Below are 12781 nucleotides of genomic sequence, written 5' to 3' on the forward strand. Positions count from 1 at the left end.
CAAAAGTATTTATCGTGCTGGAAGAATGTCAATATATCCGGTCGCATAAGTTAAGTGTCGGCCGTGGATGCCTATAAAGTCTCAAGTTAGAAGGCTGCTTTAAATATATTCAAAACATCTTGTGTATTAAGTTGCTTAAAGTTTCCTACATTACCGTATCTAGTAGCTTGCTGCGCCATCTTTTCTAACTTATTCTCTTCAATTCCAACCTCTCTTAAAGTAGAAGGAATTCCTAAAGAAATAAAATATTCTTTTGTTTTTTGAATTGCTTGCTTAGCTATGTCATACTTATCTTGATTATCACCGATTTCCCAAACATTAATGCCATACTCAACGAAATTATCTAATGTACTGTCATCTAGGACATATTCCATCCAGTGTGGTGTTAAAATAGCAAGACCTGCACCATGAGTAATATCATAAAATGCACTTAGTTCATGTTCCATTGGATGAACACTCCACTCCGAACGTTTACCATAGCTTAGAAGGCCATTAATTGCAAGACTCGAAGCCCACATTAAATTAGCTCTGGCTTCATAATTTTCAGGATCTTCCACAGCTATTTTCCCATATTTTATACAAGTTTTTAAAAGAGCTTCAGCCATTCTGTTTTGCAGATAAGCCTCTTTTGTCTTTTCAAAATACGCTTCAAAAATATGGCTCATTATATCTGCAGTCCCCGCTGCTGTTTGATTCGCAGGTACTGTAAATGTATATGTAGGATCTAATATCGAAAATTTTGGAGCCATATCTGGGTGTCCTGTCCCTAGTTTTTCGTTAGTATCCATGTTAGTAATTACAGAAAAAACATCCATTTCTGATCCTGTAGCAGATAGGGTTAATATTGATGCAATAGGAAGCACTTTTTTAATTTTTCTTGGATTAACTACAATATCCCAAGCATCACCTTCGTAATAATATCCTGCTGCTACTACTTTTGCACAATCAATAGAACTACCTCCACCTATAGCTAATACTATATCTATAGAATTTTCTCTGCAAATTTCAATACCTTTTCTTACTGTTGTAATCCTTGGATTGGGTTCAACACCTGATAATTCCCAATAATTAATTTGATTTTCTTTTAAAATACTAATAGCTTTATCAAATATACCATTTCTTTTTATACTGCCTCCCCCATAAACTAATAATACTTTGGAACCGTATAATTTTAATTGGTTGCCCAATACTTTAATTTGTCCCTTTCCAAAGAATATCTTTGTTGGTATAGAATAATTAAAATTTAACACAACAGTCACTCCCTCTAAATAGATATTAATTTTGTAACTTATCTTTATCTTATTATATCTATTCTAAATTCATTTTTATCTCTCAGCAATTATTATACCACTAGTTTCCAGTAAGTTGATATATCCTTTGCTGATTTCCTCACAATCACCTAAAATTATTATTCTTAGTATAGTTATATGTTATTAGTTAAGTTATAAACTTTTTTATTTTTTACTATTTTTAAATAAATTCCAACATTGTCATTTATTTATTTTAATTTCCATAATATTCTTGACAAACTAACAGAACTGTATTATTATTAAAAAAATTGTATTATTAAAACTAAATAGTACCTCATCTCCTCCAGAGGTGAGGTAGAGGCGCGATGTCTAAGAGTATATTTATGGAGGCTGGAAGCCTATGAAATATGTAGAAAGGAGCCATCGCCGAAGTCTTAAGCACCTAAAACTTAAGGCTGGGTCTGCATCAAATAGTTGCAGGACTGTCATTAGGATGACTGACCATCCTCCTAATGGAGCGCTATCTCAATACAAGGTCCGAGGGGGAGGTGTGAGTGTGCATTTTTTGAAAAAACATGCACCTAACAGCTTGTTAGGTGTTTTTTGTTCGCCTATTTTGAGGTAATAATGTAAAATTAAACACTAAAGTGGAAAATTTATTTAGAAGGGATTGTTATAATGAGTAATGAAAATAGAATATTAGAACTTACCAAAGTAGATACTGAGTTTAAGAGAGAAATGGGGCTTTTTAGTGCAGTTTCAATTATTGCTGGTATCATGATAGGCTCAGGAATATTTTTTATAGGAACTTTTGTGCTTCAACGTTCACATAACGCTCCAGGTTTTTCTCTTTTAGTTTGGCTAGCTGGTGGAGTCGTTAGTTTACTTGCGGGTCTTTGTTATGCAGAACTAGGCGCCGCTATGCCAAGGTCAGGAGGAGCATATATTTATCTTAGGGAAGCTTATGGACCACTAGTTGCTTTTTTATCCGGATGGACAATGTTTTGGGTTGCTGGATCTGGATCTATTGCTGCCTTAGCTGTTGGTCTTGGAACCTATTTTAGTGCTCTATATCCGTTATCTTCTATTGCTATAAAAATCTTTGCTATTGCAATTATAATTTTTTTAACGGCCATTAACTGTCTTGGAATTAAATTTGGAAGCCTAATTCAAAATATATTTATGGTTGGAAAGTTAGTTCCTATATTAATAATTATTGTTTTAGGACTTGCACTAGGTACACAACATAATTCTATGACTTTATCACCAGGCACAGGTAATTTTACTGGAATTTTTGCTGTAGCCTTAATTGCATCCTTATGGGCTTATGAAGGTTGGACTAATCTTAACACCGTAGCTGAAGAAATTAAAAATCCTAGAAAAAACCTTCCACTTGCTATCATTATAGCCATAACTGGTGTTACAGCTATTTATATACTATTCAATTATGCACTTTTAAGAGTGCTGCCAGCTAGTGTTATAGCCTCTGATGCAAAGCCAGGTGCTACAGCAGCCATATCGCTTTTAGGTTCTGCTGGTGGAGTTTTAGTTACAATTGGAGCATTTCTTTCTATATTTGGTTCTTGTAATGGATGTGTACTTACCTTTCCGCGTTTATATTATGCTATGGCAAAGGATGGCCTCTTCTTTAAATGGTTTGAAAATATTCATCCAGAACATAAAACTCCAATTCCAGCTTTAATTGCATCTGCTGTCGTATCAATTTTATTGATTTTTACAGGAAGCTTTCAACAGCTTACAACAATGGTAGTTTTCTCTCAATGGATATTCTACATTCTTGCTATATGTTCCGTATTTATACTAAGAAAAAAATATCCTAAAATGGAGAGACCATATAAGGTATGGGGATATCCAGTACTACCAATATTAGTAATAATAGTTTCATCTTTTATACTTATAAATACTTTATTTGAAGACCTCCATTCTTCTCTAATAGGACTATTAGTACCATTGATAGGTATACCTGTATATTATATATTCAAAAATAAAATGATTAAATCAAATAAAGTTGAAAAAGATACAGAAAAAATATTATAGACCGGAGGAACTAAAATGGATCTTATATTAATAAACGGAAAAGTTCACACAATGGACATGCTAAATAAAATTACAGAAGCAGTTGCTATCAAAAATGGAAAAGTAGTTAAAACAGGAACATCTTCTGAAATTTTTGCTCTCAAAACTAACATTACAGAAATTATAGATTTAAAAGGTAAAGTAATATTACCTGGTTTTAATGATAGCCATATGCACCTTTTAAATTTTGCAAATAGCTTAAGTATGATCGATTTAAATAGCTGTTCATCAATAGAAGAATTAATCGAAAGAGTTAAAACTTTTATTAATGCTAAGAACCTTGTGAAGAATAAATGGATAAGAGGAAAAGGCTGGAACCAAGACTATTTTAAAAAGGAAAAAAGGTTTCCTACTAAATATGACTTAGATAAAATCTCCACTGAATATCCTATAGTCATAACTAGAGCCTGTATCCATATATGCGTAGTTAATAGTAAGGCTTTAGCGTTATTAGGTATAACGAAAGAAACTCCTCAGGTTGAAGGAGGTCAATTTGATATAGATAAAAACGGTGAACCTATAGGTATTTTTAGAGAAAAAGCTCTTTCCCTTGTTTATGATAAAATTCCAAGTCCAACTTCAGAAGAGCTAAAAAATATGATAAAAGAAGCAACTTATTACGCAAACAGTAAAGGATTAACATCTATTCAATCTGATGACTTTACCTCAATCCCAGGTGTTGACTATATTCAAGTTATAAATGCCTATAACGAATTAAAGGAATCTGGTAATTTAACCTTAAGAGTTAACGAGCAGTGTTTGCTGCCTGCCAAAGATAAGCTTGAAAAGTTTCTTAAGGAAGGCTTTACTACAGGACAAGGTGATGAATTTTTCAAAATTGGTCCTCTTAAGCTATTGGTTGATGGTTCTTTAGGTGCAAGAACCGCCGCTTTGTGTAAGCCCTATTTTGATGATCCTTCGACTTCAGGTATATTAGTCTATGACCAAAAAGAACTTAATGAGCTTATATTAACAGCTCATAATTCAGGAATGCAGATTGCTGTCCACTGCATAGGTGACAAAGCTATGTATATGACTTTTGAGGCATTTCAAAAAGCATTAAAAGTTAACCCTAAAAAAAATCATCGTCATAGTATTGTTCATTGCCAAATAACTGATGAAATCTTACTAAATAAATTTAAAGAGTTGGACATAATTGCTCATATTCAACCAATCTTTATTCATTATGATTTACACATGGTAGAAGATAGAATAGGAAGAGAAAGAATGAAAAGTTCTTATGCCTTTAAGACTATGATACAAAAAGGTATTCACATAGCTTTAGGTACTGATTGTCCTGTCGAAGCACTTGACGTTATGCCTTCAATATACTGTGCAGTAACTAGAAAAGATCTAAATGGATATCCTGAAAAAGGGTGGATGCCTGAGGAAAGACTATCTATTGAGGAGGCTGTCTATAATTATACTATGGGAAGTGCTTATGCTTCTTTTGAGGATACTATTAAAGGATCAATTGAAGAAGGTAAACTAGCAGATATGGTAGTTTTATCTGAGGATATTTTTGAAGTTGACAAAGATAGAATAAAAGATCTAGAGGTGGAAATGACATTATTAGGCGGAAAAGTTATATATAAAAAATAAGAGGCTGTTGCGCCATATAGGGTTGCACGGCCGACACTTAACTTATACCATCAGAATTATTGGTGATATTTGGAAAATATAAATATACTTTTAGATGCCAATTGACAGAGGACATAGGACAGTGAAGGTGAGTTTTCTTCCTTACGTCAGAAAACTAATTTATTTTTTAGGCTTGTTTTGCTAATGCAAAATATCGCTTATTTAGATATTCAAAAAGTAGTCCTGTCAAACCAGAGAGCAAGAGTTTCTTTTAAATTAAAGATTTTTCGTAGTGTAACGAAGAAAAATCCTCCTTCACTGTCATCTGTCAATTGTCCTCTGTCCTCTAAAAACATTTAACTTGAGTTAACTGTTACCAATAAATATTTTTTACAAGTCAACTTTCGGCCGTGTTTGTCTATAAGTGCGACAACCTCTTGTCTTATTTTTTAACCGCCGATTTGATACATCATTTTTGCACTGAGACTTCCTTGCTCTTCTAAATGATGTTCAGAAGGCTTGTTTGATATTATTTTTTTCAAAACTTCAGCTAATATTCCTTCATTTTTTATATATTTCTTTATATCATATTCTTCCTCTGAATGAAGACAAGGTTTTATTGTTCCTGTAGATGTAAGTCTTATTCTATTGCAATCTTCACAGAATTTACAGCTTATAGGCCTTATAAAACCTACCATACCTTTGGCATTAGGTAATTTATAAAGTTCTGCAGTACTGCTTTTTTCATTATTTACAGAGATAAGGCTATCGAATTTTTTTATAATCTCATCACATTTTATACTTCCTTTTTCATATATACCAAAGGCCTCACCCATTGGCATTAGTTCTATGAATCTCACATGTATTGGAAGTTCCTTTGTAAGATTCATAAAGTTCTCAATTTCATCATCATTTATGCCCTTTAAAAGCACTGAGTTTATTTTAATCTGTCCATATCCAAGGCTTATACATTTTTCAATAGCTCGAATAACACTTTTTAAACTTCCACCTCTAGTAATCTTATAAAATCTATCTTCTTTTAAAGTATCTAAACTTATATTTACTCTATTTAAACCTGCTTTTTTTAATTCTTCTGCCGAATCATATAATAGGATACCATTAGTAGTTATAGATATATCCTTAATTCCTTCAATTTTAGAAGTTTCATGTATAAGTTTATCTATTCCTTTTAAAATAAGCGGCTCTCCACCAGTGTATCTTATTTTATTTATACCGATTTTAGCAGTTGCCTTTACTACTTTTACTACATCTTCAAATCTTAATATATCCTGATGATGAAGCTTTTGTACTCCTTCCTCTGGCATACAATATATACATCTTAAATTGCATCGATCTGTCAGGGACACTCGTAAGTAGTTTATGTTTCTTCCATACTTATCAATCATAATATCCATCCCCTAAATTTATTTTAATTACACCTTTTCTCGTTATTATATATTTACAATTTATAAACATATACTTTTTGATCCTTAAGAATTCCTTCTGCATTTTTGTTAACCTTTACATAACCCCATGCTTTAGTAAATCCACTTATAGCTGCAGACTTAGTAAAAACAGGTACCGCTGTATATTCTCCTTCTACAGCATTAATAGTAACTGGAAGATATTCTTCTCTTCCATGTGTTTTTCGATAATTAATACTAAACTTACATTGAATAGGATAGTCTTTTTCTTCAGTGCTTGTTATCTTTTGCATAAGATATCTAACTAATGTTTTATAAATTACCGCACAGGATAGTGGATGACCTGGCAATCCGAATATAGGCTTATTCTCTATTTTTCCTACAATAGTTGGCTTACCTGGCTTTATTGATATTCCGTGAAGAAGTATGCCTGGTTCCCCTAAAGAATCTATAACTTTTGCAGTTTGATCCTTTTTTCCTACTGAACTTCCTCCAGATATAAGAACTATATCACACTCATTGATAGCTTTTTTCGCACTATGTAACAATTTTTCATAATCATCTCTTATTACTCCATAAAATACTGGTTCTCCAGCATCTTCAATCACAGAAGAGTATAAAAGATATGAATTAATATCTCTGATTTGACCTAATTCTGGCTTTTCTTCTGGAGATACGATTTCATCTCCTGTTGAAATTATTGCTACTTTAAGTTTACAAGCAACTGGTACCTTGGTAATTCCAAGACTTGCCAGCATCCCTATACTATAAGGTTTGAGAAGAGTCCCTGCTTTGAGTACAGTTTCTCCTAATTCCACATCTTCATTTTCATTAAATACGTTTTCACCAAAACTTACAGAATTACTTATTAATATTGTATTATTCTCTACTTTTTCAGTATACTCTATCATAACTACGCTGTCCGCACCCTCAGGTATCATGCCTCCTGTAGGAACATACATACATTCACCAGAAAGTTTTAATGCTTCTGTAGGCATTTTACCCATTATCACTTCTCCTTTTAATCTCAAGGCAGAAGGTGCACTTTCACTAACTCCTTGGACATCTTCATGCTTTACCGCATAACCATCAACTGTAGATTTTTTAAACCCTGGGATATTTAAAGGTGATATAATATCTTCATATAGTATTCTATTATTACATTCTTTAATATCTATCAATTCTTTTTCTAAACTTATAGAAAAATTAGTGTCTATGATACTTTTTGCTTCTTCAACAGATATCATTTTATAAAAATCCATTTTTAATAACCTCCCATATTTAATAGTATCTTAATTTTCCCCTTACCTGTCATTTTCAACGCCACAAATACATAATAATTTACACTAAAAATAAGATTTAATTTAAAAACACTATATACTCTCTTTAAAATAAATATTTCTTTTGAATGCAAATTTTATTGTTCAATTTTTGATCAAACCAAAATTTTATAAATATTTTGTTTTTTATATAATAGTATACTTTTTAATATATGTTGTCAATAATTAAGATATTTTACTGTATACTTTAATGCATATTTTCCTATATAATCTATTTTTTTTAATCTTACTAAATTTGTTCGATATTTGATCAATATTTCATAATTGTAAAAACAATTCACTTAATGTTCGGAATAAATTCATTCTAAAAACTATATTTTCTTATCTTAGCCTTATATTGCTTTTTTTTGTGACATTTGAGATAATGAAAAAGTAACAAAATATTACCTATCTAAAGAATACAACTATGCCAATTATATTATTACATTATGTAACTTCCATATTATTGAAAGGTGGGAATATCTAGTGAAATTAAAAAAACTTATATTTTTATCTGTTTTATTCGTATTCTTAATAACTAATGTGACATTAGCAGCAGCAGCATATGTGAAAGACGATGCCGGAGTACTTAGTGCCTCTACAACAGAACAAATCAATAGTAACTTTCAAAAATTAGAAAAGAATACCGGTGCCCAAGCAAGAATTGTTATAATAAAATCTCTTCAGGGAAAAAACATGAATGACTATGCTGACAGTCTTGTAAAAACAATGACTTCTACAGATAAGTATGCTATCTTTATTGTAGCTACGGCAGATCATAAAAGTAAATTTCTATTTGGAGCTGGCTTAAATGCAGTATTTACTTCTTCCGAAGCCAATAGAATTGCAAAATTACCAGATTCAGATTTCAAAAAAAGTGACTTTAATACAGGAATTTTAAAAATAGGAAAAACAATTGATGAAGATATTACAACAAAGGCTGTCAAAACAGGACAAGTTAAAGTTGTAGATAACGGATTAAGTAAAACTGTTCAAGCAAAACAAAATCATACAGGATTAATTATATTTTTAATAATTGCTGCATTGATAATTATAATTACAGTATATTATATTAAAAAGAAAGGAAAAGAAAGAGTTGATAGATTCGCACGAGAAAATGGTTTAAATGGTGATTCCTCTCGAAAAAGCAACCATTTTAGATCTGCTAACTTATCAGAAGAAGAACCGATTTATAACAAATATTCGAATAGTACAAATCCAACTCAAGGGGAAAGGAATGTTGTAAATAATACCACCGTTATCAATCAAAATGGAGGATACGGTAACAACGGAAGCGGTTTTGTAGAAGGAATGATTGTTGGCGAAATGTTAAGTCATAATCATCACGATAGTAATCATTATGTGCATGATGATGATTACCATGATAACTCCTATAACCATAATGATTACAGTAATGATAATACCGATTCTACTTATATAGATGATGATACAAAATTAAGTAGTGGAAGCTGGGGAATGTCTAGCGGAGAATCCGATTGGGGTAATTCCTCTAGTGATAATTCTTACAGCGATAGTTCCTCTGGCAGTTCAGATTGGTAAAAAAACAAAAATCAACTTATACGAAGGAGTATAAGTTGATTTTCTGCTTTTTATCCTTATGGATTCTAAAATTCTACTTTTACTTTTGCTTCTACAGCTTCAAGTAATTCTCCATTTGCTAAAAGTTCGTCACATTTATCTAATTCAACATACATAACTTTGTCTTCTTCCACAAAACTTACATGTTTTCTTAATGTATTATAAGCTGCTTCTGTACCTTTTCCAAGTTTTAAGCCATCTCTAAAGTCTATAGCCTGACAAGCAGCCATAAGTTCTGTTGCAAGTACTCTTCTAACATTCTTGGAAATTTCTAAGCCCTTTCTAGCAGCAATAGTACCCATACTTACATGGTCTTCTTGGTTTGCTGAAGAAGGAATAGAATCTACTGATGCTGGGTGAGCAAGCACTTTATTTTCTGATACTAAAGCTGCAGCTGCATATTGAGTAATCATAAATCCAGAGTTTAATCCACCATTTTTTACAAGGAAAGGTGGTAAGTCATTTAATTGGAAGTTTACTAATCTTTCAAGTCTTCTCTCTGATATGTTGGCAAGTTCAGCTACTGCAATTCCAAGGAAATCAAAGCTTAATGCCATAGGTTGTCCGTGGAAGTTTCCACCAGATATTACATCTCCATTTTCGAATACAATTGGATTATCTGTAGCAGAGTTAATTTCTGTTTCTACTCTCTCTTTTACATAGTTTATAGCATCTTTGCTAGCACCATGTATTTGTGGTATACATCTTAGAGTATAAGCATCTTGTACTCTTAATTCTCCTTGATTAGTTACAAAAGTACTGCCTTCTACTAAAGCAAGCATATTTTTAGCTGTTTGAATTTGTCCTGCATGTGGTCTTACTTCGTGAACTCTTGGATCATATGCTGTTCTTATTCCTCTTAATGCTTCTAATGTTAAAGCTCCTATTACATCACTAAGTTTCACAAGATTCATTGCGTTATGTAGCGCTATTGTACCTACTGCAGTCATTGCTTGAGTTCCATTTATTAATGCTAATCCTTCTTTAGCTACAAGGTCAATAGTTTCTATTCCTGCTTTTCCCATAGCTTCTTTTCCGGATAAAATTTTGCCTTCAAATTCAGCTTCACCTTCACCAAGCATTGGCAATACCATATGTGAAAGTGGTGCTAAGTCTCCTGATGCTCCTAGTGATCCTTTTTCAGGTATACATGGATGTACTCCTTTGTTAAGCATAGCTATAAGAGTTTCTAAAGTGCTTATTCTTATTCCTGAAAATCCCTTTGCTAGAGCATTAGCTCTAAGTAACATTATAGCTCTTACTATATCTGTAGAAAACTTTTCTCCTGCACCACAAGAGTGAGATATTATTAGGTTTCTTTGAAGAGTTTTACATTGTTCTCCTGATATAGTTACATCTGAAAATTTTCCAAAACCTGTAGTAATTCCATAAACTGTTTTCTCATTTTCAACGATATCATCTACTATTTTTCTTGATTCTATAACCTTTTTCTTAGCTTCCTCAGTAAGACATACTTCGTAGCCTTTACATGCAACATTTATTACGTCCTCTATAGTTAAGTTATATCCGTTTAATTTTACAATCCCCATGTTTTTCCTCCTTCTTGGTACAGCCTTAAATGCTATGCCAATTTACTTTCTATAATATTCATAATTTCTTCTTTTCTTTCTTTACTCTTTTTAAGTAAATCACTGCATTTATCTCTTAGCTCTTTTTTGCGAGCTTCATCTTTTAAACCTAAAGTATTTATTTTTACGTTTAGTACCGCTCCCTCAACTGCAGTTTCTACTAAAGATGCAGCAACACCTGCATCTGATATTGCGTTTTCGTTTCCATGTATTACTGCTATATGTACATATTCATATATTTTTAATGCTTTTTCTGCTACTGATAAAGGAATATCAATAGAAAGCTTATTACCTTCATTTATTTTCTCTTTTCTAGCAGCAATTTCTTCTTCAGTATTTTTAGGCATCTTAAAAGCTTTCATTAAATCTAAGAAAGCATTGGTATCTCTTTCCATAAGTTCTAAGAATTCTTCCTGAGATACACTAACTTCTTTGAAAGCATTGTCAATTTTTCCTTTTAACTGCTCATCGTATTCGTTATACTCTTTCTTTCCTATAGTAAGGTTAAACACCATACTAGCTAAAGCACTTGCTAGTGAAGCAGAAAGTGCTGCTATACTTCCACCACCTGGAGCTGGAGATTTTGAACCTAATTCTTCTACAAAACCTTTTACTGTTAAATTTTGAAGCATTTTTTACTTTCCCCCACTTCATAAATATTAATATGAAACTTTTCCATCCTGCACAACTATTTTTCCGTCTTTAACTACTTTATCTACTGCATTTACTCCGAAATGATAGAATAAGTAATTTAAGTTTTTAGCATTGAAAATAGCTAAGTCTGCTTTTTTGCCAACTTCTATACTTCCAATTTCTTTTTCTCTGCAAACTGCACAAGCAGCATTTATAGTCATTCCATTTATTATCTCTTCTGGCATCATTCTAAGTCCAAAGCAAGCAAAGGTCATAGTGCTTTGCAAAGATTCAGTAGGCGAGGTTCCAGGGTTACAGTCAGTAGATAATGCTACTGGAACACCTTCTTCTATCATTTTTCTTGCTCTTGCAAAGGTATCTAACATTAAATAAAAAGATGTAGTTGGCAATATCACAGCAATAACCTTGTTATCTGCCATAGCTTTTATCCCTTGGTCCGAAGCTCCTACTAGATGTTCTGCAGATACAGCCTTAATTTCTCCGGCAAGCTCTGCTCCACCTATTGATTCTATCTCATCTGCATGGATCTTAGCTTTTAAACCTAAAGATTGGCCTGCTTTTAAAATCTTTCTAGCTTCTTCTACAGAGAAAACTCCTTCTTCACAGAAACAATCAACAAAATCAGCTAATTCATGTTCTTGAATATAAGGCATAACTTCATTAATCATTAGGTCTATGTATCCATCTCTGTTTTCTTTATACTCTTTAGGTATAGCATGTGCACCCAGGTAAGTTGAAATTACATCCATAGGATGATTTTTATTTAAGCTTTTATTTACTTCCAACATCTTTATTTCATTTTCAAAATCTAAAGCATAGCCTGACTTGCTCTCTACTGTTGTAGTACCATGTGCAAGCATTAAATCTAATCTTTTCTTTGTTTCAGCTTCCAGCATTTCTTTGGAGGCTTCTCTTGTTTTAGTTACATTGCTTAATATTCCACCACCAGCATTAAGTATGTCTATATATTTCATTTTTTGCAATTTTAAAGGCAATTCAAATTCTCTTGAACCTGCATATACTACATGAGTGTGGCTATCTATAAGTCCTGGAGTTACTGTCTTACCTTCAGCGTCTATTACCTCAGTGTCATCCTTTAAATACTTTTTATAGCCATCACCACTGCCTACATCCACTATAAGATTATCTTCTATTACTATATAACCATTTTCTATTATTCCAGCATCTTTTAATTGTTCCTTAGTCTTAGGGTAGCTGCCGGCACAAGTTACCAGGCAGCCTATATTTTTAATTATCATATAATTTCC

Annotated in this window: 9 protein-coding genes and 1 riboswitch; of the genes, 3 read left to right on the top strand and 6 right to left on the bottom strand. The window is 32.4% G+C overall.

Annotated elements, in window-relative coordinates; all coding sequences use genetic code 11:
- Window positions 1-86: 86 nt before the first annotated feature.
- The gene (locus I6U48_RS17090; RefSeq protein WP_218321680.1) at window positions 87-1250 is read right to left on the bottom strand and encodes an iron-containing alcohol dehydrogenase; all 1164 of its coding nucleotides are present in this window, start codon (window positions 1248-1250) and stop codon (window positions 87-89) included.
- 347 nt (window positions 1251-1597) lie between these two features.
- A riboswitch (Lysine riboswitch) is annotated at window positions 1598-1781 on the top strand.
- A 147-nt stretch (window positions 1782-1928) separates the two neighbouring features.
- Here I6U48_RS17090 and I6U48_RS17095 point away from each other — a divergent pair.
- Both I6U48_RS17095 and I6U48_RS17100 read left to right on the top strand, forming a co-directional pair.
- Entirely contained in the window at window positions 1929-3308 is a 1380-nt protein-coding gene (locus I6U48_RS17095; protein WP_218321681.1) for an APC family permease, read from the top strand.
- Window positions 3309-3323: 15 nt separating this feature from the next.
- A complete protein-coding gene (locus tag I6U48_RS17100) occupies window positions 3324-4949 on the top strand; it encodes an amidohydrolase (RefSeq protein WP_218321682.1) in 1626 nt (541 codons plus the stop codon).
- A gap of 428 nt (window positions 4950-5377) precedes the next feature.
- Here I6U48_RS17100 and moaA read toward each other — a convergent pair whose 3' ends face one another.
- A complete protein-coding gene (gene moaA / locus I6U48_RS17105) occupies window positions 5378-6334 on the bottom strand; it encodes a GTP 3',8-cyclase MoaA (protein ID WP_218321683.1) in 957 nt (318 codons plus the stop codon).
- Window positions 6335-6387: 53 nt separating this feature from the next.
- Window positions 6388-7614, bottom strand: a complete 1227-nt coding sequence (locus I6U48_RS17110; protein ID WP_218321684.1) for a molybdopterin molybdotransferase MoeA — start codon at window positions 7612-7614, stop codon at window positions 6388-6390.
- A 543-nt stretch (window positions 7615-8157) separates the two neighbouring features.
- Between I6U48_RS17110 and I6U48_RS17115 the strand changes: the two genes are divergently transcribed.
- A complete protein-coding gene (locus I6U48_RS17115; RefSeq protein WP_218321685.1) occupies window positions 8158-9231 on the top strand; it encodes a TPM domain-containing protein in 1074 nt (357 codons plus the stop codon).
- 65 nt (window positions 9232-9296) lie between these two features.
- Here I6U48_RS17115 and hutH read toward each other — a convergent pair whose 3' ends face one another.
- The 3 genes from hutH to hutI are packed head-to-tail and all read right to left on the bottom strand — an operon-like array spanning window position 9297 to window position 12772.
- Window positions 9297-10820 carry a histidine ammonia-lyase gene (gene hutH / locus I6U48_RS17120; protein WP_218321686.1) on the bottom strand — a complete coding sequence of 508 codons (1524 nt, stop codon included), beginning with the start codon at window positions 10818-10820 and terminating at the stop codon, window positions 9297-9299.
- Window positions 10821-10852: 32 nt separating this feature from the next.
- Complete coding sequence (locus I6U48_RS17125) at window positions 10853-11491, bottom strand: cyclodeaminase/cyclohydrolase family protein (RefSeq protein ID WP_218321687.1); 639 nt, start codon at window positions 11489-11491, stop codon at window positions 10853-10855.
- Window positions 11492-11518: 27 nt separating this feature from the next.
- The gene (gene hutI, locus I6U48_RS17130) at window positions 11519-12772 is read right to left on the bottom strand and encodes an imidazolonepropionase (RefSeq protein ID WP_218321688.1); all 1254 of its coding nucleotides are present in this window, start codon (window positions 12770-12772) and stop codon (window positions 11519-11521) included.
- Window positions 12773-12781 lie beyond the last annotated feature (9 nt).

Origin of the sequence: Clostridium thailandense (assembly GCF_019207025.1) — a bacterium.
In the GTDB taxonomy this organism is placed as follows: Bacteria; Bacillota; Clostridia; order Clostridiales; family Clostridiaceae; genus Clostridium_AM; species Clostridium_AM thailandense.

Excerpts from the sequence above, each read along its gene's own strand:
- I6U48_RS17095 (WP_218321681.1), top strand. The coding sequence starts at position 1,929 with ATGAGTAATGAAAATAGAATATTAGAACTTACCAAAGTAGATACTGAG.
- hutI (WP_218321688.1), bottom strand. The coding sequence starts at position 12,772 with ATGATAATTAAAAATATAGGCTGCCTGGTAACTTGTGCCGGCAGCTAC.
- I6U48_RS17125 (WP_218321687.1), bottom strand. The coding sequence starts at position 11,491 with ATGCTTCAAAATTTAACAGTAAAAGGTTTTGTAGAAGAATTAGGTTCA.
- moaA (WP_218321683.1), bottom strand. The coding sequence starts at position 6,334 with ATGATTGATAAGTATGGAAGAAACATAAACTACTTACGAGTGTCCCTG.
- I6U48_RS17110 (WP_218321684.1), bottom strand. The coding sequence starts at position 7,614 with ATGGATTTTTATAAAATGATATCTGTTGAAGAAGCAAAAAGTATCATA.
- hutH (WP_218321686.1), bottom strand. The coding sequence starts at position 10,820 with ATGGGGATTGTAAAATTAAACGGATATAACTTAACTATAGAGGACGTA.
- I6U48_RS17100 (WP_218321682.1), top strand. The coding sequence starts at position 3,324 with ATGGATCTTATATTAATAAACGGAAAAGTTCACACAATGGACATGCTA.